The 23,415-nt window shown below is 58.6% G+C and carries 19 protein-coding genes and 1 pseudogene; 9 read left to right on the forward strand and 11 right to left on the reverse strand.

Annotation, left to right across the window (positions count from 1 at the left end):
• Positions 1 to 188 precede the first annotated feature (188 nt).
• From folP to BMZ01_RS06550, 7 genes and pseudogenes are all read left to right on the forward strand, one after another.
• A complete protein-coding gene (folP, locus tag BMZ01_RS06525) occupies positions 189 to 1,046 on the forward strand; it encodes a dihydropteroate synthase (RefSeq protein WP_092285835.1) in 858 nt (285 codons plus the stop codon).
• Positions 1,039 to 1,392: pseudogene (folB, locus tag BMZ01_RS11365) on the forward strand (dihydroneopterin aldolase); the annotation flags it as partial. The gene folP and the pseudogene folB, both read left to right, overlap by 8 nt.
• Before the next feature lie 54 nt (positions 1,393 to 1,446).
• Complete coding sequence (gene folK / locus BMZ01_RS11370) at positions 1,447 to 1,947, forward strand: 2-amino-4-hydroxy-6-hydroxymethyldihydropteridine diphosphokinase (RefSeq protein ID WP_223845908.1); 501 nt, start codon at positions 1,447 to 1,449, stop codon at positions 1,945 to 1,947.
• A complete protein-coding gene (locus BMZ01_RS06535; protein WP_092285689.1) occupies positions 1,944 to 2,411 on the forward strand; it encodes a DUF3180 domain-containing protein in 468 nt (155 codons plus the stop codon). Before folK ends, BMZ01_RS06535 begins: the two co-directional genes overlap by 4 nt.
• A gap of 10 nt (positions 2,412 to 2,421) precedes the next feature.
• Entirely contained in the window at positions 2,422 to 3,696 is a 1,275-nt protein-coding gene (locus tag BMZ01_RS06540; RefSeq protein ID WP_092285691.1) for a DUF6779 domain-containing protein, read from the forward strand.
• A gap of 9 nt (positions 3,697 to 3,705) precedes the next feature.
• The gene (locus BMZ01_RS06545; RefSeq protein ID WP_092285693.1) at positions 3,706 to 4,260 is read left to right on the forward strand and encodes a hypothetical protein; all 555 of its coding nucleotides are present in this window, start codon (positions 3,706 to 3,708) and stop codon (positions 4,258 to 4,260) included.
• 19 nt (positions 4,261 to 4,279) lie between these two features.
• Positions 4,280 to 5,089 carry a pantoate--beta-alanine ligase gene (locus BMZ01_RS06550; protein ID WP_092285695.1) on the forward strand — a complete coding sequence of 270 codons (810 nt, stop codon included), beginning with the start codon at positions 4,280 to 4,282 and terminating at the stop codon, positions 5,087 to 5,089.
• On the opposite strand, the gene BMZ01_RS06555 is transcribed toward BMZ01_RS06550, so the two are convergent.
• The 6 genes from BMZ01_RS06555 to BMZ01_RS06580 all read right to left on the reverse strand — a co-directional run bounded on the left by BMZ01_RS06555 (position 5,086) and on the right by BMZ01_RS06580 (position 12,243).
• Entirely contained in the window at positions 5,086 to 5,874 is a 789-nt protein-coding gene (locus tag BMZ01_RS06555) for an aldolase/citrate lyase family protein (RefSeq protein WP_092285697.1), read from the reverse strand. The genes BMZ01_RS06550 and BMZ01_RS06555 overlap by 4 nt on opposite strands.
• The gene (gene hpaH / locus BMZ01_RS06560; protein WP_092285700.1) at positions 5,859 to 6,644 is read right to left on the reverse strand and encodes a 2-oxo-hept-4-ene-1,7-dioate hydratase; all 786 of its coding nucleotides are present in this window, start codon (positions 6,642 to 6,644) and stop codon (positions 5,859 to 5,861) included. Before hpaH ends, BMZ01_RS06555 begins: the two co-directional genes overlap by 16 nt.
• 188 nt (positions 6,645 to 6,832) lie before the next feature.
• A complete protein-coding gene (gene hpaD / locus BMZ01_RS06565) occupies positions 6,833 to 7,927 on the reverse strand; it encodes a 3,4-dihydroxyphenylacetate 2,3-dioxygenase (RefSeq protein WP_092285702.1) in 1,095 nt (364 codons plus the stop codon).
• Positions 7,928 to 8,121: 194 nt separating this feature from the next.
• A complete protein-coding gene (hpaE, locus tag BMZ01_RS06570; RefSeq protein ID WP_092285704.1) occupies positions 8,122 to 9,651 on the reverse strand; it encodes a 5-carboxymethyl-2-hydroxymuconate semialdehyde dehydrogenase in 1,530 nt (509 codons plus the stop codon).
• 290 nt (positions 9,652 to 9,941) lie between these two features.
• Positions 9,942 to 10,643, reverse strand: a complete 702-nt coding sequence (locus BMZ01_RS06575; protein ID WP_092285706.1) for a GntR family transcriptional regulator — start codon at positions 10,641 to 10,643, stop codon at positions 9,942 to 9,944.
• Positions 10,644 to 10,719: 76 nt separating this feature from the next.
• Complete coding sequence (locus BMZ01_RS06580) at positions 10,720 to 12,243, reverse strand: fumarylacetoacetate hydrolase family protein (protein ID WP_092285708.1); 1,524 nt, start codon at positions 12,241 to 12,243, stop codon at positions 10,720 to 10,722.
• Positions 12,244 to 12,405: 162 nt separating this feature from the next.
• Here BMZ01_RS06580 and BMZ01_RS06585 point away from each other — a divergent pair, with 162 nt between their 5' ends.
• Entirely contained in the window at positions 12,406 to 13,788 is a 1,383-nt protein-coding gene (locus BMZ01_RS06585) for an MFS transporter (protein WP_092285710.1), read from the forward strand.
• 693 nt (positions 13,789 to 14,481) lie between these two features.
• A complete protein-coding gene (locus BMZ01_RS06590; RefSeq protein ID WP_092285712.1) occupies positions 14,482 to 16,374 on the forward strand; it encodes an FAD-binding monooxygenase in 1,893 nt (630 codons plus the stop codon).
• Positions 16,375 to 16,449: 75 nt separating this feature from the next.
• Here BMZ01_RS06590 and BMZ01_RS06595 read toward each other — a convergent pair whose 3' ends face one another.
• The 5 genes from BMZ01_RS06595 to BMZ01_RS06615 form a co-directional block, all read right to left on the reverse strand.
• Positions 16,450 to 18,078: an ABC-F family ATP-binding cassette domain-containing protein gene (locus BMZ01_RS06595; RefSeq protein WP_092285714.1), complete on the reverse strand. Its 1,629-nt coding sequence runs from the start codon at positions 18,076 to 18,078 to the stop codon at positions 16,450 to 16,452.
• Between the two features lie 64 nt (positions 18,079 to 18,142).
• The gene (locus BMZ01_RS06600; RefSeq protein WP_092285716.1) at positions 18,143 to 19,120 is read right to left on the reverse strand and encodes an ArsA family ATPase; all 978 of its coding nucleotides are present in this window, start codon (positions 19,118 to 19,120) and stop codon (positions 18,143 to 18,145) included.
• Positions 19,111 to 19,374: a cory-CC-star protein gene (locus BMZ01_RS06605; RefSeq protein WP_092285718.1), complete on the reverse strand. Its 264-nt coding sequence runs from the start codon at positions 19,372 to 19,374 to the stop codon at positions 19,111 to 19,113. Before BMZ01_RS06605 ends, BMZ01_RS06600 begins: the two co-directional genes overlap by 10 nt.
• Positions 19,375 to 19,552: 178 nt before the next feature.
• On the reverse strand, positions 19,553 to 21,337 hold the full coding sequence (locus tag BMZ01_RS06610) for a carbon starvation CstA family protein (RefSeq protein WP_092285720.1): 1,785 nt from the start codon (positions 21,335 to 21,337) through the stop codon (positions 19,553 to 19,555).
• A gap of 262 nt (positions 21,338 to 21,599) precedes the next feature.
• The gene (locus tag BMZ01_RS06615) at positions 21,600 to 23,396 is read right to left on the reverse strand and encodes a carbon starvation CstA family protein (RefSeq protein ID WP_092285722.1); all 1,797 of its coding nucleotides are present in this window, start codon (positions 23,394 to 23,396) and stop codon (positions 21,600 to 21,602) included.
• Positions 23,397 to 23,415 lie beyond the last annotated feature (19 nt).

Genomic DNA, 23,415 nt, shown 5'->3' on the forward strand with positions numbered 1-23,415 from the left:
AAGGCCAACGCCTCAAGGCCAACGCCCCAAGGCCACCATTCCGCTCAGGAGACTCCGCGATTGTGAGCACTACCGCGAACACCACCGCCCAGCACGCTACCGCCGTGCAGGCTACCCCAAACACCACCGCACACCACACCCCCACCGATGCCCTGGCGCGCCTCACCGTGCCCGGCCGCACCGCGGTGATGGGCATCGTGAATGTCACCCCGGACTCCTTCAGCGACGGCGGTCTTTGGGCCGACCAAGACCGCGCCATCGCGCACGCCCATGAACTCATCAACGCCGGCGCCGACATTATCGACATCGGCGGGGAATCCACCCGCCCCGGCGCCGAGCGCGTCACCGAAGAAGAAGAACTCCGCCGCGTCCTCCCCGTGGTCAAGGCCCTCCACCAAGAAGGCATCAACACCAGTGTGGATACCATGCGCGCCACTGTCGCCGCCGCCTGCGCTGAGGTCGGGGTCAGCATGATCAACGATGTATCCGGCGGCCTGGCGGATAAAAACATGCACGCCGTGATGGCCGATACCCAACTCCCGGTCTGCCTCATGCATTGGCGCGCCCTTCGCTTCGGCAACGCCGCCGGTGCTGCACACCATGAAGGTGGCGTCGTCGCCGATGTGCACCACACCCTCGCCGATCTCGTCGATCAAGCCGTCGCCGCTGGCGTGAACCCTGGCTCCATTGTGCTCGACCCCGGCCTGGGTTTCGCCAAAACCGCGGAAGATAATTGGGCACTGCTTCACGCCCTCCCGGAGTTCATCACAGGCGAATTCCCCATCCTGGTAGGTGCCTCCCGTAAGCGATTCCTCAGTGCCATCCGCGCTGATCGTGGGCTTTCCGGCAGCCCCGTGGATGCCGACCCAGCCACCGCCGCGGTCACCGCGATCTCTGCGCATCTGGGGGCTTGGGGGGTGCGCGTGCATAACGTACCGGTGTCTCGCGACGCCGTGGATGTGGCAACACGCTGGCGCCATGGCCAGCAGCCCACTAGCGTAAAGGCAAGCGAAAATCCGCTGGAAGGAGGCTCCCACCATGGCTGATCGCATTGAACTGCGCGGCCTGCGCTGCCGCGGCTTCCACGGGGTCTTCGAGGAAGAAAAGCGCGAAGGCCAAGACTTCATCTGCGATATCACCTGCTGGCTGGATTTCCCTACCGCCGATGATCTTTCCGGCACCGTCAACTACGCGGAACTCGCCGAACTCGCCCACAGCATCCTCAGCGGCCCCGCCCATGATCTCATCGAAACCGTTGCCAATGAGATCGCCGAAACCATCATGCACCGCTTTGACCTCCTCCACGCCGTCGAGGTCACGGTGCACAAACCCCACGCCCCCATCCCGCTGGAGTTCCAGGACGTGTCGGTAGTGGCGCGACGTTCCCGCAAACACATGCGCACGCTTAGCCCGCGCACCATTCCCGCCGCTGAAGCCGAAGGCCCACTGCGCGCCGTTTTATCCATCGGCTCAAATATGGCGGATCGCGAAGCCATGTTGCACAGTGTCGCCGAAGAATTCCGCGAGCAAATCATCGCCGCCTCCAGCCTCTACCAAACCAAACCCTGGGGCGAAACAGACCAACCCGATTTCCTCAACGCCGTCATCATCGTTGAAGTCCCCAGCACCGCCCTCGAGCTCCTCCACCGCGGCCAAGCACTCGAAGCCGCCGCGCAACGCACCCGCGAAAAGCACTGGGGTCCCCGCACCCTCGACGTCGACATTGTCACGGTCACAGATGCTAAAGGCAGGGAGCTTATCTCCGAGACCGAGGAGCTGAGGTTGCCGCATCCCTATGCCTCGGCACGGGCTTTTGTTTGCCTCCCGTGGTTAGAAGCCGACCCGAGTGCGCGACTTTCCGGCCAAGCCATAAAAAACCTCCTTAAAGCCGAGGAGCTGCAAGAAGATCTCGCAGCCATGCACAAACTTAAGCAGGATTGGCTATGAGCCGCACCAATCTTCTAGCCCTCGCCGCTGCAGCCGCCTTTTGTGCGCTCGCCACCTTGATCATCACCTGGCGTTTCTATGGCAACCTCACCGCGGTACCCGCATCCGGTGGTGCCCTCATGTGGTGTCTTGCGGTGTTATGCGTGATTATCGCGCTGCGGGTTCGGGACCGTAAAAAAGATAATCGGATCGGCTTGGACCGCTCCCAACTCAACCCGCTACGGGTCGCGCAATTCTTAGTCATTGGCAAAGCTTCTGCTTGGACTGGGGCTATTATTGGCGGGTCCTATATCGGCATGGCTTGTTATGTTTTGCCCATGGCCGCAAAGCTCAGTGCTGCTGCTGATGACACCCCCACTGTGCTCTTCGCGGCCCTTGGCGGGGTGGCTTTATCGGCAGCGGGGGTATGGCTAGAACGCACCTGCGAGGTCCCGCCGCCCACAGATGCCGAGCTGGTTGGGTAGATTAATACCCATGAGTCCCGAGAATGCTGCTGAGGACTACGCCCAAGACACCACCGGGCGTAGTGGAGGAAAAGTCACGGGGGCGCACATCGCCCTCATCGCGCTCGTCGTCCTGGCCCTAGTTGCCAGCATCATCATGCTGGTCGCCGATAGTGCCGGTGCCCTCAAGCTCGCGCTGTTGGCTTCCCTCTGGGCAGCGATCCTCGGTTTCTTCCTGGTTAGCCGCTACCGTCGCCTCGCCGATGCTGCAGAAGCTGAACTCGATAACGAGATCGCCCTGCATGATGCTGAGTTGGCCCGCATTGATGCCCAACAACGCGCCAATGAAGAAACCCTCGCCCGGCTTAAAGCCGAAGCGAAGAATCCCGCAGCTGCATCGGATGACACGGCCGAAACCTTGGCGGAGATTCGCAAAGAATTAGAGCAATTGCGCAACCACCTCGAAGACATCACCGGCTGGGTATTAGCCGATGAACCCGCCGTGGTGCGTGCTGAGGCACGCCGCATCCTCGAGCTGGAGGAGGAAGTCTCCCGTAAGAATCAGGACTCGCAGGCTTCCCAAACCCGCCAAAGCCTAGCCGATAAGGTGAAGGCCCCGAAGCAACCCGCAGCACCTCAGACCCCGCCCGCACCGCCAGCCGACTCACCTGATTCCCCGCGCCCACCGAAACCGAAGCAGAGTGCCCCGCGTGGCCCGCGTGCTTTTGATACCGGTGCGTTTGCGGCAGTGAAGTGGGATGATGGTGGCGAAAATAAGCAGAAGGATCCCTTCGCTGATTATTTCGCTGGCCTAGAAAAGCAAGCTGCTGCCGCCAAGCAAGCACAGCAACAGCCCAAGCAACCGGAGCAGGCGAAGCAACCGCAGCAGGCGAAGCAAACCCAAGAGCCTAAGCCAGCTCATGATGAGGCTGCTAAATCTGCCGCCACTTTAGCTCGCGAAGCTCAGGAACGCGCCGCTAAGGAAGCTAAGGCCCGCCGCCAGAAGGAACAAGCCGCTAAGGAAGCCGCCGAAAAGGCTGCCGCCGAGAAGAGCGCTGCTGAGAAGGCTGAAGCCCTGAAGAAGGCTGAGACGGAAAAGAAAGCTGCTGAACAGCGCAAGCTCGCCGAAAAGAAAGCCGCTGAGCAGAAAGCCGCCGAGCAGAAGAAGGCCGCTGAAGAAAAGGAAGCAGCCCAGAAGAAGGCTGCCGCCGAGGAAGAAGAACGCCGTGGTGGGCGTCGCCGCCGCGATGAGCGTTCCGGCAGCATCACCGTTGCTGAATTACTAGCCCGCCGCGATGAGGACTAATCCACCTTCATGAACGCACCTCGTGTGAAGGTGGGGCTGATTGGCTCCGAGCACATCAGCTTTAGCCGCTACCTCAGCAACGCTGGCAACTCTGTGGAGCGCATCCAGGATCTCGATGACGTCAAAAATTTTGAAGCCATCTTGATTGATGTGCGCGATGATGAACTATCTGATGTGGTGCTCGATCTAGTACCAAGGGTTCGCGAAGGCCAGATCATCATCCATAATTGCCCCAGCCAACCAGCAGAAGCACTCCAACCACTAGCCGATTACCTCACCTTCTGCGCTGCGGTGGTGCCACTGAACCCCCAAGGCACGCTCTTTTTCTGTGAGGCACTTGGTGAGTTAGCTGAGAACCTCATTGAGCTTTTAGTTATGGAGGTCTGCCAGGCAGCTGCCCCTGGTAGGGTGGCTCCGCGGATCCTCTCCCATGGGCCACGTACCGCCACGGAAGCGCTGAGGGCGATTGATAATGTACGAGACGCGATGCTCGCGTTAATGGGAACCTTGGGACCTGCGGAAGGCCAGATTATTTTAGCTGAGTTGCTGCAGGAACAGAGCTAAAAATTTTTTCGGAGGGACAATGACTTTTCAACCCGGGCAAGGTGAACTTTTCCAGCTCAGCGACCTTTTCCATGCGCGTAGCTTCGCGAATGCGCTACAGCGCACCGGCCGCCCCGTCAGCTTGATCTGCATCCACGCTGAGCAACTCCACCCCGGCCACATGGCGCTCATGCAGGCAGCTGCCACCATCCCGCGCGGCATTACGGTGGTGTGCAGCAAGCACCGGCTCTCCAAGAAAGATCAGCGCGCTTTAAGCGCGGCGAAGGTAGCGGCGTACCTTCATGCCCCGGAAGAGATGGTGTGGCCACGCGGCCAACATATTCAGCTCACCACCCCGCAGGGTTCGCGCACGCAACAGCGCCAGGATGAGATCAACCAGAAGCTGAACTATATTGCCGCTGTGTTGATTGCTATAAACCCCAGTGATCTTTTCTTAGGGGAAAAGGACCGCGAGTTCTTGTTGGAAGTGCACCGTTTGATTCGAGAGTTTCACTTTGATGTGAAAGCCCATGGGGTGCCCACTTTGAGGATGAATGATGGGGTGCCGTTTAGCCACCGCTACCGCGGTCTATCTGAAGAAGAACAAGAAGAATTACGCGTGCTATCGGCAGCTTTGGTGGCAGCCACGCATGCTGCCGATAAAGGCCCTAAGGCTGTTCGTCAGGTAGCCGAAGAGGTGTGCGCTGGTGCCGGGGTGCAGCTTCAGCGCGTGACGCTGCTCAGCCCAGAACTAAAAGAGGATGATATAGACGGTGATGCCTATATCATCCTCGAAACCCAGGTGGGTGGGAAGATCGCCAGCGATAATGCGGCGCTAAGTTTTAACTAGCTCTCCGGCGGGCAGAATTCACTAGCTAAAGCCCGCGCGCGGGTGGCAAGTAGTTGCACATCCGCACCGATGGCGGCGAAATCTGCGCCTTGGTCAAGGTAGCTGCGGGCTTGGGCCAGGTCGAAGGCATTAACGCCTACTGGTTTGCCGGCATCATGGACTGCCTGGAAGACGTGGGCGACCGCCTCAGTGACCTTGGGGTGGGCTTGTTGGCCGATATAGCCCATGGAAGCGGCCAGATCGCTGGGACCGACGAAAACTTGGTCCACACCGTCGACAGCAGCAATGGCGGCGGCGTTGTCCACCGCGGCCGCGGACTCGATTTGCACGCACAGGCTAAGCGTCTCACTCGCGTTGGTGAGGTAATTGGGCACCCCATTCCACCGTGAGGAACGTGCTAGGGCACTACCCACACCACGCACACCGCGCGGCGGATAATGCATAGCTTTGACCGCCGCTTCGGCTTCCTCAGCACTATCAATCATGGGGACCATGAGGTTCTGGACACCTAGGTCCAGGTACTGCTTGATCAGCACCGTGTCATTTACTGGGGCGCGCACAATCATGGTCGCCGGGTAGGCGGCTGCAGCGCGCAGTAACGAGGTGATGGTTTCCAGAGAATAAGGCGAATGCTCACCATCGATAAGAACCCAATCGAAACCACTACCAGCAGCGATTTCGCAGCACACCTCCGAGCCACTGGAGACCCACATGCCCACCAGCGGGCGGGAGCTTTCTTTGAGCTTGTGGGCGAACGTGCCGGGGAGCTCTAGATGAAACGACATGTGATTGCTCCTAAGGAACCATAATCAGCGTGCACAGTATCGCCGGGATGTACCCACATGGGTTTGGTGAAAGAACCAGCCAAAATAATATCCCCGGCAGCCAAGGTATCGCCGTGCGCATGGAGTTTATTGGCCAGCCACGCAACACCCATAGCGGGGTGGTTCAACACCGCGGCCGCCACCCCGGTGTCCTCGATGGACTCATTGCGATAGAGCAAGGCCGATACCCAACGTAGATCCACCGCATCGGGGGCGACGGGGTTACCGCCATACACCATGGCACCCATGGCGGCATTATCGCTAATGGTGTCCACAATGGTGCGGCCATCCATCTCGATGCGGGAATCGAGGATCTCTAAGGCCGGGACCACATATTCGGTGGCGCTAAGCACATCGAAGATGGTGGCATTGGGGCCGCTGAGTTCCTTTTTTAATTTGAAGGCCAGCTCAACTTCAATGCGCACACTGGAGAAACGATCGTGTTCAATGACCGAGCCGTTTTCGAAGATCATGTCTTCGAAGATGGCGCCATAGTCCGGTTCGGTAATGCCGGTGGCTTCTTGCATGACCTTGGAGGTTAAGCCGATTTTTCGGCCGACTAGGCGGCGCCCATTTTCGATGCCGCGGCGAACCCACTCGCGTTGGACAGCGTAGGAATCCTCCACAGTCATATCGGGGAAACGCTGGGTTAAAAGCGGCACCATGGTGTGGGTGCGTTCGGCTTCGGCGAGTTCATCAGCGATGCTGATGTGCTGCTCTTTGCTCAACATAGTGCGCTGAACTCCTAAAAGTGGCGGGGGTTAAAACAGAATCAGAAATAAGAATTATCAATCTCAGGTTAAGCACATCAGAAGGTGCGGCATACCTGCGGGAGGGAAACTCCCGGGCGGGGAAGCACTCCGCGTGGTGCCCCACGATCTCGAGGAAAGCCCAGATCGTGGGGCGAGGGCGTGGAAATTTAGAGCGAATGGCCGAGCTTGAACTCGCCCTTCTTCCAATCGGGCATCTCGCCTTCATCGGGGGAGCGGGTGTAGGAGAAACCGTCGGCGCCGATGGTTTGCTCCAGCTCGGAAGCCTCGGTGCGATGCACCAGGGGCACGAGGTTGCCGTCGAGGTCGAGCACGCGAGAACCGTCGCGGTACCAGGAGGGAACCACCGGGGTGCCCCACCAGTCGCGGCGCTGGTTATCGTGAACATCCCAGGTCACGCGCGGATTATCGGGGTCGCCGGTGTAATAATCCTGGGTGTAGATCTCCACGCGGTGGCCATCCGGGTCGCGCAGGTAGAGGTAGAAAGCATTGGAGACACCGTGGCGGCCGGGGCCGCGTTCGATGGCATCCGAGCGACGCAGGGCGCCGAGCTTATCGCAGATGGCGAGAATATTGTGCTTCTCGTGGGTGGCGAAAGCGATGTGGTGCATACGGGGGCCATCGCCGCCGGTCATGGCAGTGTCATGCACGGTGGGCTTGCGGCGCATCCAGGCGGCGTAGACAGTGCCTTCTTCATCCTGAATGTCTTCAGTGACGCGGAAGCCGAGGTCTTCCATGTACTGCACGGCGGTGGGAACATCCGGGGTGATCTGGTTGAAGTGATCGAGGCGGACCAGCGCGCCGGGGCCGTAGAGGTGGTAGTGCCAGGCGAGGCGCTCGACATGCTCAATTTCGTAGAAGAACTCATAGGGGAAGCCCAGCGGGTCTTCCACGCGAACGGCGTCGCCGATGCCCTTGACGAAGCCATCCTTCTTGCGCTCCACGCGGCAGCCGCGGGCGCGGTAGAACTCTTCGGCGAGATCCAGATCCTTGGGGCTGCGCACGCGGAAACCGAAAGCAGCGACGGCGGCTTCGGGGCCTTGGCGAAGCACCAGGTTGTGGTGGATGAATTCCTCGAAGGTGCGCAGGTAGATGGCGTTTTCATCTTCCTCGGTGACGACTAGGCCGAGGACGTCGACGTAGAACTCACGGGAGGCCTTGAGATCGGTGACGACGATCTCCATGTAGGCGCAGCGCAGAATATCGGGGGCTTGGGGAGCGTTGGTGGTGGATTGATCAGACATGACTGGGAGTGTTCTCCTTGTGTTATGGGGAAAGGAAGATGAGGAAACCACACATCCTTGAGTGCGCTAGGAGCGCTGGGGGCAGGTAAGAGCGATTCGAGCTGGAGGGGTGCGGGGAAGCTTGCGGGAAGCTATGGGAGGCTGCCTGCTGCGGTTGCTTCCCCGCAGGGGTGGTGTCTTTAGGTGCTGCGGGGTTAGCCCTGCTTGCCGAAGACGGGGTTGTGCACTTCGCCGAGGTTGATGTGCACGGCCTGCTGGTCGGTGTAGAAGTCGATGGAGCGGTAGCCGCCTTCATGGCCAAGACCAGAAGCCTTCACGCCACCGAAGGGAGTGCGCAGGTCACGGACGTTATTGGAGTTCAGCCACACCATGCCGGCCTCGATATCGTGGGCGAGGTTGTGGGCGCGCTTGAGATCCGAAGTCCACACATAGGCGGCCAGGCCATAGCGGGTGTTGTTGGCGAGCTCCAGGGCTTCTTCATCGGTGTCGAAGGGCGTGATGGCAACGACGGGGCCGAAGATTTCTTCTTGGAAGATGCGGGCATCCGGGCTGACATCGGCGAAGACGGTGGGTTGGATGAAGTTGCCTTCGGGGAAGCCTTCGGGGCGTTCGCCGCCGGCCTTGAGGGTGGCTTCTTGCTTACCGATCTCGATGTAGCTGGTGACCTTCTCATAGTGCTCGGGGTGCACCAGGGCGCCGACCTCGGTGGTGGGATCAGAGGGCAGACCAACCTTCACGCGCTTAGCTTGGGCAGCGTAGCGCTCCACGAACTCCTCGTAGATGGGGCGTTCCACCAAGATGCGAGAACCAGCGGTGCAGCGCTCACCATTTAAGGAGAAGACACCGAAGATGGTGGCATCGATGGCAGTATCTAGGTCAGCATCAGCGAAAACGATGGCCGGGGACTTGCCGCCGAGCTCCATGGACAGGCCCTTAAGGAAGGGGGCGGCGTTGCCGAAGATGATCTGGCCGGTGCGGGATTCACCGGTGAAGGAGATCAGCGGAACATCGGGGTGCTTGACCAGCGGGTCGCCCGCGTAGCCTTCTTCACCAAAGCCATTGACCAGGTTGAAGACACCCTTGGGTAGGCCAGCTTCTTCGAAGATTCCGGCCCACAGTTGTGCCGACAGCGGAGTGAATTCGGCGGGCTTGAGGACCACGCTATTGCCGGTGGCGATGGCGGGGGCGAGCTTCCAGCTTTCCAGCATGAAGGGGGTGTTCCAGGGCGTGATCAGGCCAGCAACGCCGATGGGCTTGCGGTTGACGTAGTTGATCTGGCGCTCGGGAACCTTGAAGGCATCATCGGTTTGGGCGACGATGAGGTCAGCGAAGAAACGGAAGTTCTCAGCTGCGCGGCGGGCCTGGCCCTTAGCCTGGGAGATTGGCAGACCGGAGTCGAAGGATTCCCAAGCGGCGAGGGTATCGCCACGGGTTTCCGCGATATCGGCGATGCGGTGCAGAATGCGGGAGCGTTCACGCGGCAGCATCCGCGCCCAGGGGCCTTCGTCGAAGGCTTTTTTAGCGGCTGCGACAGCGGCATCAATATCGGCGGGCTTGCCGGAAGCGGCCTTGATATAAGGCTTGTTGGTTACCGGATCGAGGACGTCGAATTCATCGCCATCGATGGAGTCAACGAATTCGCCATTGATGTAGTGGCGGATCTTCTCGGGAAGGTCCTTGGGCTTTGCAGCGGAGTTATCAAAGTTCTTATCAGCGTTTGCCATGTTGTGACAATGCCTCCTAAAAATCAGGTGCGTGGCGGGCGTTGGGTAGATGCTTGTGGGGTAACGCCCTGGGGAGCTTCGCGAGGTCCGCGAGACCGCTGGTGGGGGTTGCCGGTTCGCGTGGTTTGCGATCAGTAATGAAGTTGAAGAGTGAAAGAAAGTGCTTAACGCGGGTGCTTAGAGTCTTGCCTGGGTTCCTGCTAGGTGGTGCTTGGTGGTGCTTGGTGGGGCGGGGCCCCGTAGTGCGGGGATCGTCTCCTCGTGGGGCCTCGCCCTGGTGATCAGCGGTGTTAGTTGCTGCTCATCTTGGTGAAACTATCTACGTCTTTGAGGCGATCGGTTTCATCCAATTTCTTGCGGTACTTGACCATGGTGTTCATCCGGTGATCACGCATTTGCGCTTCCAAGTAGCTGGGTTCAGCACCGGCGGCGATCAGGTCAAGCATGCGGGAGTGTTCAGCCACCGATTCCATTGCGCGATCTGGGATATATCGGAAGGTAGATACCCGCAGATAATCCAATTTCTCCCATTCCGTGTAGACGATCTCGGCGAGATGTCGGTTGGGGCAACGGTCGAAAAGTACGCGGTGGAATTGGCGGTTTAACTCGGTGAAAGCTGCGGCATCGAAGTCATCGAGCAGAGCTTCCATCTTGTCGTTGAATTCCCGTGCGGTGGCTAGGTCAGTGGGAGTGAGATGAGGTACTGCTAGGGCAGTGGCATAGCCTTCCAATATCGCGAGGGTTTCCATGGTTTGGAAATAAACCTCACGGTTCAAAGTGGAGACCCGGGCACCTACGTTGTGTTCGTAGGTGACTTGGCCTTCTGCTTCGAGCTGGCGAATAGCTTCGCGCACAGGAACTGTGGACACATTCAGTTCCGAAGCGATGGCAGATAGAACAAGCCGGTGGCCGGGTTCGAACTCGCGGGTGCGAATGCGCTCCCGGATCCACTGGTAGGCCAGTTCTGATTTGCTTTGCTGACGGTCATTCATGATCGTGATGCGTTGTCCTTGAACTAAAGAAAGAGAATCGGCGCTGGCAGGAGGAAATTCCTGCTAGTTCTCTGTTCTAGCTGGACACTCCTTCAGCCGGGTTGGCTGGCGGGTTATCCGCTAAGAACTTCTGGTAATTCTCTTTATTCTCCCCGGTGGGCGGGAAGAGTCCATCCAAAGAACCACCCTGGGCGACCTGTTCAGCCACCCATTCGTCTTCATGTTCCTTGGCTAGAGCTGCATCAACAACCTCTTCGACCAGGTCACGTGGGATCACGATGACGCCATCATCATCACCAACGATGATGTCACCGGGAACCACCGTGGCATTGCCACAAGCAATTGCCAGGTCAACATCCCAAGGCACATGCTTGCGACCCAAGACCGCTGGATGCGCACCTTGGGTAAAAACTGGTAGTCCGATTTCCTTGACTGCTTCATAGTCGCGGACGCAACCGTCGGTGACCACACCCGCAGCGCCGCGGAACTTAGCGCGCAGCGCCAGAACATCGCCCATGGTGCCGGAGCCGGGTTCGCGGCGAGCTTCAATAACCAACACTTCGCCGGGGCGAACGTTATCGAAGGCACGCTTTTGAGCATTGAAGCCGCCGCCATGGGACTTGAAGAGGTCCTCACGGCCGGGAAGGAAACGTAAGGTGCGGGCCACGCCGACCACCTTGGTGCCCTTGGTTTGGGGATAGACACCTTCGATGACGACTTGGTTGAGTCCGCGGTTACGCAGCTGTGCTGACAGTCCCGCAGTTGGTGCCGCCATGAGGCGGGCGCGCAGCTCATCAGAGATTGCATTGGGATCCTCGGGCAGCCCCGCGGATGTGCGATCACCATAAGCATCTTCACGTTGCTTATCGTCGATCTGTGGCAGCAAGCCGATCTCGGGATCGAAGTCACCCGGGCCTTCCACCACGGTGGTCTTCAATTTGCCGGAGGTCGGTTGGCCTTCAGCATGTGGGGCATCCACTTCCACCTCAACAACATCGCCGGGGTGAATCACAGTGGACCCAGCTGGCGTGCCGGTCAGAATGATATCGCCGGTTTCCAGGGTCATGTGTTGGGAAAGATCCGCCACGAATTGTGCGAGCGGGAAGATCATATGCGCATCAGAGGTGTCATCGTCTTGGACGACTTCACCATTTACCCAGGTGCGTAGCCGCAGCTGAGTGGGGTCAATGCTTTGCGCATCAATCAGTTCCGGCCCGAGCGGGGTGTAACCATCACGGGACTTAGAGCGGGTATTAGAACCCTTATCCTGCGCGCGATAGTCATAGATACCCAGGTCATTAGAGGCAGTCACATAAGCAACGTGATCCCAGGCTTCAGCCAGGGACACGTGCTGAGCGGGCTTACCAATGATCAGGGCGATTTCGCCTTCAAACGCTAGGAGTTCCGTGCCGGCGGGGCGAATAACCTCGCTACCGCTTTCAGCTAAAGAGCTCGAGGCCTTAAGGAAATAGGAAGGCTTCTTTGGCCAACGGCCACGCTGTGCAGCCCGAGACTCGAAAGCCACATGCACAGCAATGATTTTGCCCGGTTTCTGCGGCAGTACCGCGGGAACCTTGGGCTGGCTGGGGTGATCAACCATGAGTTCTCCTTTGCGGGGGAGGAAGAAAAGATTTTGGGGGAAACCCTTGCAATCTATCCAGGATCGTATATTATTTGCCAGGCGAGTGCAAGTGTGCAGCGTCACAAAGTGTGTCCCGGAATGGGCGCAGACACAGACAATAAATAATCAGGAGGGACACTTATGTCCTCGAAGTACAAAAATGATTCGGTGGTGCACCCAGAAATAACGACCAGTGCTGCCGAACGCCGCCGGGTGGTAGCTGCAACCACCATCGGCACGGCAATCGAGTGGTACGACTACTTCCTCTATGCCAGTGTGGCTGGCTTGGTGTTTCACAAGCTCATGTTCGGCCCACTTGAAGGTGGCCTAGCAGCTGTTATCAGCTTCGCTACCGTGGGTATTTCCTTCCTCTTCCGGCCACTCGGCGCATTCCTTGCCGGACACTATGGCGACAAGCTTGGCCGTCGCCTGGTGCTAATGGTCACCCTCTTTACGATGGGCGGCGCAACCGCATTAATCGGCTTGCTGCCCACCTACGATTCCATCGGCGTTGCCGCCCCGATCCTCTTGGTGCTCCTCCGTATCCTGCAGGGTGTTTCCGCAGGTGGCGAATGGGGTGGCGCCGTGTTGCTGGCCGTGGAACACGCACCAGCTAAAAAGCGTGGCCTCTATGGAGCTGGCCCGCAGATCGGCGTTCCGGCTGGTCTGTTGCTTTCCTCTGGTGTGCTGGCGGTTATGAACGCCATCGCCCCAGGTGAGGCTTTCCTTGAGTGGGGATGGCGCGTGCCCTTCCTCTTCTCCATCGTCCTGGTAGGTATCGGCTACTACATCCGCCGCGGCGTGGAAGAATCCCCCGTTTTCGAAGAGCTCGTGGAGATCACCGAGCACGAAGCAAAACACCCGCTCAAGGTGCTATTCCGCGAGCACACTCCGCTGGTATTCATTGCCGCTTTGGTATTCGCCGGCAACGGCACCGTTGGTTATATGACCACCGGTGGTTATATCCAGAACTACGCCACCAACACAGAAGGCCTGGCCATGGACCGTGGCGGCGTGCTGATTGCCGTCACCCTATCGGCAGCGAGCTGGATGGTCTTCACCCTATTTGCCGGATTTATTTCCGATTATCTGGGCCGACGCAATACCTACATCCTCGGATTCATCCTCCAAGCTATCGGCGTTTTCGCTCTCTTCCCGCTGGTCAACACCGGCGATATGATGAAGCTGACTATCGCTTTGCTGGGCCTGACCGTTGGCTTGGGTCTGACCTATGGCCAGCAATCCGCTATGTACGCCGAGCTCTTCCCGGCCTCCATCCGCGCCTCCGGTGTGTCCATCACTTACGCCATTGGTTCCCTGCTCGGCGGCGCTTTTGCCCCGATGATTGCGGCCGCTTTGGTTCGCGCCACCGGGTCTACCACCGCTGTTACCGGTTATCTGGTCAGCGCCACCATTGTGGGGCTGATCGCCGCCATGATTCTGCGCGACCGCACCCGCATCCCGCTGGGTCGCGACCACGAAGCAGATCAAGCAAGTGGTCACTTCCTATTCTCCAAGGTCTAACGCCCTAGCGCCTCAACACACTGTGCCGATGTGCCCACACATTCCCATGCACTAGCTGCCGCGCACTAGGTTCCAAGCACTAACGCTCCTGCTCAGTGCTCCAAAGGCTTAGTTACATACCCAAGCTGAGCGACCATCATCGCTAAAAACTAAGACCCGTGGGGTGTAGAGCAGGTGCCAAGCTTTCCAGCACACCACCGCAACAAGAGCAGATATTCATAACCCCGAGTGTTATGAGTCTGAACTCAAAGTCTTGCGCGATCACATATGGATCGTATATGGTTTGCTACATAACTGAATGCGACTGGAATCACAATCGTCAATGATTGGTGTGGGCAGTCACCCTAAAAGCTTTAGGTCGAAGCGAAGACATGCAGTAGTGAACTTCGATCGGTTGAAATAAGGATGTACCTCCGTACGCACCCCCTTTGCACGTTCGTAGGGTTGCCTAATTTTGAGAGATTCTGCGTGAAAACCTCAGAATCATCACCCCACATATAGGGGTGTGGAGAAAAGGCATGATCATTCAAGAACATTCAGTGAGCTCAACAGCTCGTAGATCCACCCCAATGCTTTACCTTGCGCTAGCCATTTGCCCAGCGCAAAGCTCCAAAGTTTCACAACTGAAAACCCTTAAATCACCATCCCCACACACCCAAATACAGCACCCCTTATCGAGGAGGTCGACAACTCGTGCAGTTTCACCACTACGGCTATGTCTCCGAGGATCCCCGTGTTCTTCCCGCCTCAGGCTATGGCCTGAACCGCCCAGAGGAACTACCGGATGAGATGGATGTTCTCATCGTTGGCTCCGGTCCCGCCGGAATGATCGCCGCCGCGCAGTTGTCGATGTTCCCCGACGTGCGCACCCATGTCATTGAAAAGCGTGATGGCCGGCTAGTCCTCGGCCAAGCCGATGGTATCCAAGCCCGCTCGGTAGAAACCTTCCAGGCTTTCGGCTTTGCCACCGAAATCGAGGACGAGGCCTACCGCATCACCGAAATGTCCTTCTGGAATCAGGACCCCGAGAGGCCTGAAAACATCATCCGCATGGGTCGCCCCATCGACGATGAATTCGGCATCTCCGAATTCCCGCACCTCATCGTCAACCAGGCGCGCGTGCTGGACTACTTCGCACGCTTCATGCGCTACTCGCCTTCCAAGATGACCCCGGACTACGGCTGGGAATTCGCGGACCTGAAGGTGGAAGAAGAAGGGGAGTACCCCGTCGAGGTCACCTTGCGCCGCTGCGCTGAGGACGAAGAGGAACACACCCGCACCGTGCGCACGAAGTTCGTTATCGGCTGCGATGGTGCTCGCTCCCAGGTCCGTAAATCCATTGGCCGTCGCCTCAGCGGTGACTCCGCCAACCACGCCTGGGGTGTGATGGATGTCCTGGCCGTCACCGACTTCCCGGATCTACGCACCAAGTGCGCCATCCACTCCAAGAGCGGTTCCATCCTGCACATCCCACGTGAAGGTGGCTACCTCAGCCGCATGTACGTGGATCTTGGCGATGTGCCGGAAGACCCCAAGCATTCGGTTCGTGACACCCCGCTCGAAGAAGTCATTGAACGCGCCAACGCCATCCTTCACCCCTACACCCTCGACGTGAAGAATGTTGCCTGGAACTCCATTTACGAAGTTGGCCACCGACTGGTCGACGCCTTCGATGATCGCCCCGCGGACTGCCCCGAGGACACCGTTCCGCGCGTCTTCCTCACCGGTGATGCCTGCCATACGCACTCCGCTAAGGCCGGCCAGGGCATGAATGTGTCCATGCAGGATGGTTTCAATATCGGCTGGAAACTTGGGCATGTGGTTTCCGGGCGCGCCCCAGTCGAATTGCTCGGTACCTACCATGACGAGCGCCAACCGGCTGCCCAGAACCTCATCAACTTCGATAAGGAATGGTCCACGCTGATGGCCACTCCTCAAGATGAGCTCGGCTCCCCGGATGAGATTGAGAAGTACTACGTCCAGGCAGAAGAGTTCGCTGCCGGATTCCTCACGCAGTACTCCGACAACATCATCACCGGCACTGATGAGCACCAAGACCTGGCCAGTGGTTTCCCGATTGGCCGCCGCTTCAAGTCGCACCCGGCGATGCGCCGCTGCGATGCGCTACCCAAGCACATTGGGCATGAGCACTTCGCTGATGGCCGCTACCGCATCTACGTCTTTGCCGACCCGGCTGCCCCGAGCGATCCGGATTCCCCGACCGCTAAGTGGGCTGAGTGGATGTCGAGCGATGAGAATTCGCCCTTCAAGCGCTGCACCCCCGCTGATGGCGATGAAAATGCCATCTTCGATATCAAGGTGATCTACCAGCAGCACTACCGCGACTTTGAGGTCACTGACGCGCCGAAGCTCTTCCGTCCGAATGTTGGCCCCTTCGATCTCCATAACCTGGAAAACGTCTGGTCCGCCATTAAGGACAACGACATCTTCGAAGCTCGTGGCATTAGCCGTGATGGCGCCATCGTGGTGGTCCGCCCGGATCAATATGTGTCCGCAGTGCTCCCGCTTGATGATCGCGAAGAACTCACCAAGCTATTTGAAGGCCTGCTGAACTCCGCGAACTAAGAAAAGCTATTCCCTCCCACCGTTTTCTCTACGTAGCCTGCCAAGGCCAACGGGAAAAACGGTGGGAGGGATTTTTTAATGCTCTGGGAAGCTTTCTTCAATCTGGCCGTCGACTACTGTGAGCACCCGGGTGGCGCGGAAAGAATCCACCATGCGGCGATCGTGGCTGACGAAGAGAACGGTGCCTCGATAGTCCTGCAAAGCGCGCTCTAATTCCTCAATCGCTGCCACATCCAAGTGGTTGGTGGGCTCATCTAGGACTAAGAAGTTGGTGGATGTGGCCTGTAATAAGGCCATAAGAGCGCGAGTGCGTTCACCAGGGGAGAGGCTTCTCGCTGCACGCCCTATTACCTGGGATTTCACCAAGCCGAACTTCGACAACAGCGTCCGCAACTCGGCATCCTGGAATGCGGGCAAATAGGTGGAAAACACCGCCATCAGATCAACGTCTTGATCCAACAGCCCCCGCAACTGATCAATACTGCCCAACGCCACTGCGGAACCTAGGTTCTCTTCGCGGCACAGCGCACGCAACAAGGTGGTTTTACCTGCACCATTGGCACCACGAATGAGCACGCGATCCCCATAGTTCAGCTGCACAGTCCAGGGCCCAAAAGCTTTCTCACCTAGCTGCATCAGCTCATCGTCAAGCACCGATACCACCTGCCCGGAACGTGGGGCATCCGGAAGCCCTAAGTGCAGCACCCATTCTTTCCGTGGTTCTGGGACTTCCGTTAGTCGCTCAATGGCGCGTTCGGATTGCGCAATCTTCCCCGCCTGCTTTTCCGACCTCGCTGCCGAGCGGTTCCTTAAAATTTTGTCATTATCCGGAGCCTTCTTCAGCGCATTCTTCACGCCCTTGTCCAACCAGGTTTTCTGGGTTTGGATGCGCTCCCCAAGTTTTTCGCGCTTAGCTGCATATTCCTCATAGGATTCCCGTGCCCGCTGTCGTGCCCGGGCGCGTTCGACCACATAAGCGTCATAGCCGCCATGGAAGACCCTGATGCTTTCTTGGGCGGAATCCAATTCCACCATGTCTGTAATGGTGCGCGCTAAGAACTCACGATCATGTGACACCACCACCATGGGCCGCGGATCTGTCGACACATACTCCTCTAGAAGCGCCAGGTCTTGAGCATCGAGGTCATTGGTGGGCTCATCCAATAACAACAGATCATGCTGGGATAGCAGAATCACCGCCAGGTTAACCCGCGCTGCTTGGCCACCAGAAAGCCCGCTCATCGGCACATTTAAAAATTCCTGCAGGCCTAAAGTCTCGGTGACTTCCGCTAAGCGCTGCTCATAATCGGCACCACCTAAAGCCAACCACGCTTCCAAGGCGTCAGAATATTTATCGCCCACATCAGCACTTCCCAGGGCCTCGGCCAACTCATCCATCGAAGCGGTCGCATCGCGCACCCCGGTGCGCCGTTCAATATATTCCGCAGCGCTTTCTTCCCTACGTTCCACCTCTTGAGTGAGGTACCCAATGCTGGCATCCGCTGGGCTGAGCTCAAAGGAACCATCGACTACCACCGCTGGGTCAGCGGCCTCGGCCAAGATAGCCAGCAACGTTGATTTCCCGGCACCATTAGGGCCGCTTAGCCCCACTTTTTGGTTCCCCGAAACAACCAGGTTCAACCCGGCAAATAAGGTGCGCTCCCCATAGGAAGCCCCCAGGTTATGAATTTTTAACGTGGCCATGAAGCCCTATCCGAGCATGAAGCCCTATCCGAGCATGAAGCCCTATCCGGGCGCGGGGCCCTTACTATGAGCGCGATAAGCCTAAAGCCTCAGCGTACTCGCGCAAGCCCGCAAAACCTTGCACCTCCGTGGCTAAAAGCGGCACCCGCACAATCAGCGCATCCCCAACACTGGCGCGCAACTGCGCAATAAAGCCTTCCTCACGCTCCCGCCGAGCAGCTAAAAACTCACCTTGATCAGCCGGGGAACAACGGTTGACCACATAGCCGGCCACCGGCACCCCAATGCGCGCTAGTTCTTCTTTAAACTCCACCGACTCCAATACCGGAAGGCGTTCAGGGACCAGCACAATCACACACACGGCGTGCTTGAGCTCGTGGCGAAGCTTCGCGAACTTCTCCTTGCGGCGCAATAAAATATGCCGAATCCGATTATTACGGCGCTCCACCGGTGAATCCCCACTCACCCCAGCGGCCTTATCCTTCCCCGTGGCATCAAAGCCGCGCACCACCTCACCAAATTTTTCTGATTGCGCGCGGCGCTGCAATAACCCCTCAGTCCACGCGCCCATCAGTTCCGGCATATCCAGTAGGTGCGCGGTGTGCCCTGAAGGTGCGGTATCAACAATCACATGCTCATAGCCGCGTTCCTCCCGGGTAGTAATCAGGTCCGCCAGGCGTTCTAAGATGGCGGCCTCATGCGCGCCGGGAGTGCTCGCCGATAAAGCAAGGTGGTGGTCTACTTCCTTATGCAGGCGCTCCGGCATCATCGAATACATCACCTCTCGTGCCTGCTCGAGGTGCTTCTTGGTGGTTAGTGCCGGATCAATCTCGCAGACCTCCAGGTTCTCACTCAGGGAGTATTCTTGGTCCCCGATCTTCACGCCCCACAGATGCCCCAAGTTGTGTGCCGGGTCGGTGGAAACCAGCAGTACCTTTCGGCCAGCTTCGCTTAAGGCTAGGGCCACTGCCGCTGCGGTGGTGGTTTTCCCGACTCCGCCTTTGCCGCCAAAAAACACCAGCGGTGGAAGATCTAGCAGCATCGAATATTCTCCAGGGGTGAATGTTCCATTCCCATGCGCTGATGCCAAGCATGGAAATCTTCATAGATGATGGGCAAAAGTTCGAGGGTATAAAAGGCCGCCGGGTTAGGCACCCCAAGGGCTTCACCTAAGACCAGCAACATAAAGAGGTCTTCTTCTTCGCGTTGCGCGCGAAGGAAGGCACTGCGATAAGGCGCGGCATAAAACTCATTCAAGCCACGCCCAAAGGCCCGCAGTTTTTCTAAAAAATCCACGTTCTTATTCTCGCATTCTCGCGTGCCCCGCGGGACTATCCGGTGCGGCATACCTGCACCCCGGACATACCGCGGGGATATGTGCCCTCCTGCACCGCGGCCGATCTCGGGGAAAGCAAAAGAGCTCCAGGGGAGGAGACCCCTAGAGCCCCAATGCAGCGGTTAAGCTCTCCAGGAGCTACGCCCTTGCCCCCGGCTCAGCAGCACCCGAACCCGAGGCACCAGCCGAACCAGCAGACCCAGCAGCGCTCTCCGCGGCAGTCATGGGTGCGTCCAGGTCATTATCACTCCAGGTCACCTGCGGTTCCTTGCGTGCGCGGTTCATGGCGGCGAAGGCTTCCACCGTGATCCAGCAGGCCGCGACCAGGATGATCAGGTCGAGCACCAGCAGCAGCCACTGTCCCTTGGCGTAGAAGCCTTCGATCTGCGCGACAGCTGCCCACAGGCTCATGATCAGCACGAAGACCAGCGGGATGAGGATGGGCCAGGTGGGGCGACGCAGGCGGGTGAGCATGACCGCCAGGATGGACATGGTCAGCGCCGCCATCAGCTGGTTGGTGGTGCCAAACAGCGGCCAGATGATCATGCCGCCGGAACCATCGCCACCAGCGGAGAAGGTCAGGCCCACACCCACGGCCAGCACAATGATGGTGGCGGCAGCGGAGTTGAGCTTCCCGCCCATCACCTCAGCGATTTCTTGGACCACTAGGCGCTGGAGGCGAATACCGGTATCCATGGTGGTGGCGGCAAAAAGCACCGCCATGGTGGCCAGGATGGTGGCCGAGAGAGAGGTGGGGATGCCCAGGCCCTCATTGACCAGGTGCCCGCCGCCCTTGACGAAGGCACCGACGCCGCCTTGGCCGAAGGCGCTGTAGATTTCCTCCCATTGCTGCAGCGACTTAAAGCCAGCGGTGGTAGCGATGATCGCGCCCAGGGCCAACAGCCCTTCGCCCACGGCACCGAAGTAGCCGACAAAGCGCGCGTCGGTTTCCTTATCCAGCTGCTTGGAGGAGGTTCCGGAAGCCACCACCCCGTGGAAACCAGAGATCGCACCACAGGCGATGGTGACAAAGAGCAGTGGCAGGATAGAGGGCATGGGCGAACCATCGGCGCTGGTATCTGGCACATTCACCATGGGGGCGACCAGGGTAGGCGCCGTGAGCAGGAAGCTGGCATAGAGGATGCCCAGGCCCACGAAGAGCTGCAGGCCGTTGATGTAGTCGCGCGGTTGCAGCAGCACCCACACCGGCAGCAGCGAGGCGATGCCGCCGTAGATGAACAAAATAATGATCCAGATGGCTGCTGGCGGCAGACCGAAGGTGGATTCCGGCAGCTCAATGGGGTAGCGATCGCCAATCACCATGAGTGAATACAGCGCAATCACACCGACCACGGAAACCAGCGGCAGGTTCCACTTCAGGCGGTAGATCGCTTGGCCCACCAGCAGAGCCACCAGGATGGCACCCCAGGTGGGGATCACCGCGGATGGGGTGGAGACCAAAAGCCCGGCGATCACCACGGCGAAGGCTGCGACCACCATGAGCAGTAGCAGGAAGATCACCACGAGGAAGAGGTTGCGGCCCCGGGATCCGATATAGCGCCCCGATAGCGTGCCAATGGATTGCCCGCGGTGGCGCTGCGAGGCCCAGAGCGCACCGAAGTCATGCATGCCGGCGATAAAAACGGTGCCGATGGTGACCCAGAGGAAGGCGGGCAGCCAACCCCAGATCACGGCGACCGCCGGGCCCACGATGGGGGCGGCACCGGCAACCGAGGTGAAGTGGTGTCCCCACAGCACGTATTTATTGGTGGGCACATAATCGACACCATCTTCCATGGTGTGCGCGGGTGTCCGATAGTTCTTAGAAAGCCCGTAGACGCGCTTACCGAGGAATGTGGAATAGAGCAGGTAGCCGGCGATCATCATGCCGACGCCAATAAAAGCTAGAACAAGAGAATTCATTGAAACCTTCCAGTTAAACCTTCCAGCCGTGGTGTAGCTCACTATATTGACAGAATGGCGAAAGGATCACCTAATACTGGCGTGATTTTTATTCATTCTTAGGTTTAGCTTCTCGAGATCCTAGGCTTAGGCTGCTGCTTTTTCGCTGCACCCCGGGCAGGGGGCCGGGGTCTGCCACGCGTGATTACTCGGCGTGGCGCGAGTAGGCGAGGGCTGGGGCCGGTTGCGCCACGGGCCGGTTGTGCCACGGGCGAGTTGTGTCTTAGGCGCGTGGGTCTGGGGCGGTAGTCGGCGTCTCAGAGTCCAGCCGGGCATCGGGACCCACTGGGGCATCGGGCCCCACTGGGGCCTCTGCCATCACCGGCGAATCCAGATCATTATCCGTCCACACCATGGGTTCTTCCTTACGCGCACGATTCATCGCCGCAATCGCTTCCACAGTGATCCAGCACGCTGCGATGAGCACAATGATGTCCAATACGAGCAGCAGCCACTGGCCTTTGGCGTAGAAGCTTTCCACCTGGATGATCGCCGCCCACATGCTCATAAAGAGCACAAACACCAAGGGGATCAGGATCGGCCAGGTGGGGCGACGCAGCTTCGTCAAAATCACGGCCAAAATCGCCAGGGTCAGTGCCGCCATCAGCTGGTTGGTGGTACCCAACAGCGGCCAAATAATCATGCCGCCAGAACCATCGCCACCGGTCGAGAAGCTCAGCCCCAAGCCCATGATCAACGCAATGATTGTTGCGGTGGTGGCACTTAATTTCCCGCCAACTACCTGCGCAATTTCCTGAACCACCAGGCGTTGTAGGCGAATACCGGTATCCATGGTGGTGGCGGCAAAAAGCACCGCCATGGTGGCCAAAATCGTGGCCGAAAGGGAAGCCGGAATGCCCAGGCCTTCATTAACCAGGCTGCCGCCGCCCTTCACAAAGGCGCCCACGCCACCTTCGCCGAAGGCATGGTAGATCTCTTCCCATTGCTGCACGGACTTAAACCCAGCGGTGGTAGCCACAATGGAGCCCAAGGCCAATAGCCCTTCGCCGACAGCACCGAAGTAGCCCACAAAGCGCGCATCGGTTTCCTTATTCAATTGCTTAGAGGTGGTGCCAGAAGCCACCATCCCATGGAAACCAGAGATCGCACCACAGGCAATAGTCACAAAAAGCAGCGGCAGAATCGAGGGCATCGCAGAACCATCACTGCTGCTGGCAGTCAGGTTCAGCATGGGCGCAACCACCGTTGGCGCAGTAAGCAAGAAGCTGCCATAAAGAATGCCCAAGCCCACGAAAAGCTGCAGGCCGTTGATGTAGTCGCGCGGTTGCAGCAGCACCCACACCGGTAGCAGTGAGGCAATACCGCCATAAAGATAAAGCAGGATGATCCAAATCGCGGCCGGTGGTAACCCGAAGGTAGATTCCGGCAGCTCCATGGGGTAGCGATCACCAATCGCCATCAGCGAATACAGCGCAACCACACCAATAACCGACACCAGCGGCAGGTTCCACTTGAAGCGATAAATCGCTTGGCCCACCAGCACCGCCACCACAATCGCACCCCAGGTGGGGATCACCGCGGTCGGGGTAGAAACCAGTAGCCCACCAATCACCACCGCAAAGCCTGAAACCACAATCAGAATCAGGAGGAAGATCACCACCAAGAAAAGGTTGCGACCCCGCGGCCCGATATAACGCCCAGACAGCGTGCCAATGGATTGTCCGCGGTGTCGCTGCGAGGCCCACAGCGCACCAAAGTCATGCATGCCGGCAATAAATACCGTGCCAATGGTCACCCAGAGGAAAGCCGGCAGCCAACCCCAAATCACCGCCACTGCGGGGCCCACAATGGGGGCGGCACCTGCAACGGAGGTGAAGTGGTGTCCCCAGAGCACATATTTATTGGTGGGCACATAGTCCACGCCATCTTCCATGGTGTGCGCGGGAGTGCGGTAGCTCGCCGAGAGCCCATATACCCGCTGCGCCAAAAACTTCGAGTACAGCACATAGCCGGCAATCATCATGCCGACGCCAATAAAAACCAGGATGAGTGAGTTCATGTCGCGCTGATCCTTCCCG

This window comes from Corynebacterium spheniscorum (assembly GCF_900113445.1).
GTDB classification, from domain to species: Bacteria; Actinomycetota; Actinomycetes; order Mycobacteriales; family Mycobacteriaceae; genus Corynebacterium; species Corynebacterium spheniscorum.

Bases quoted from the DNA above. Each gene is read 5' to 3' on its own strand.
- hpaE (WP_092285704.1), bottom strand. From the start codon at position 9,651: ATGGCAAACGCTGATAAGAACTTTGATAACTCCGCTGCAAAGCCCAAG.
- BMZ01_RS06595 (WP_092285714.1), bottom strand. From the start codon at position 18,078: ATGGCCACGTTAAAAATTCATAACCTGGGGGCTTCCTATGGGGAGCGC.
- hpaH (WP_092285700.1), bottom strand. From the start codon at position 6,644: ATGTTGAGCAAAGAGCAGCACATCAGCATCGCTGATGAACTCGCCGAA.
- BMZ01_RS06545 (WP_092285693.1), top strand. From the start codon at position 3,706: ATGAACGCACCTCGTGTGAAGGTGGGGCTGATTGGCTCCGAGCACATC.
- BMZ01_RS06580 (WP_092285708.1), bottom strand. From the start codon at position 12,243: ATGGTTGATCACCCCAGCCAGCCCAAGGTTCCCGCGGTACTGCCGCAG.
- BMZ01_RS06550 (WP_092285695.1), top strand. From the start codon at position 4,280: ATGACTTTTCAACCCGGGCAAGGTGAACTTTTCCAGCTCAGCGACCTT.
- folP (WP_092285835.1), top strand. From the start codon at position 189: ATGGGCATCGTGAATGTCACCCCGGACTCCTTCAGCGACGGCGGTCTT.
- BMZ01_RS06585 (WP_092285710.1), top strand. From the start codon at position 12,406: ATGTCCTCGAAGTACAAAAATGATTCGGTGGTGCACCCAGAAATAACG.
- hpaD (WP_092285702.1), bottom strand. From the start codon at position 7,927: ATGTCTGATCAATCCACCACCAACGCTCCCCAAGCCCCCGATATTCTG.
- BMZ01_RS06555 (WP_092285697.1), bottom strand. From the start codon at position 5,874: ATGTCGTTTCATCTAGAGCTCCCCGGCACGTTCGCCCACAAGCTCAAA.
- BMZ01_RS06535 (WP_092285689.1), top strand. From the start codon at position 1,944: ATGAGCCGCACCAATCTTCTAGCCCTCGCCGCTGCAGCCGCCTTTTGT.
- BMZ01_RS06575 (WP_092285706.1), bottom strand. From the start codon at position 10,643: ATGAATGACCGTCAGCAAAGCAAATCAGAACTGGCCTACCAGTGGATC.
- BMZ01_RS06600 (WP_092285716.1), bottom strand. From the start codon at position 19,120: ATGCTGCTAGATCTTCCACCGCTGGTGTTTTTTGGCGGCAAAGGCGGA.
- BMZ01_RS06615 (WP_092285722.1), bottom strand. From the start codon at position 23,396: ATGAACTCACTCATCCTGGTTTTTATTGGCGTCGGCATGATGATTGCC.
- BMZ01_RS06540 (WP_092285691.1), top strand. From the start codon at position 2,422: ATGAGTCCCGAGAATGCTGCTGAGGACTACGCCCAAGACACCACCGGG.
- BMZ01_RS06610 (WP_092285720.1), bottom strand. From the start codon at position 21,337: ATGAATTCTCTTGTTCTAGCTTTTATTGGCGTCGGCATGATGATCGCC.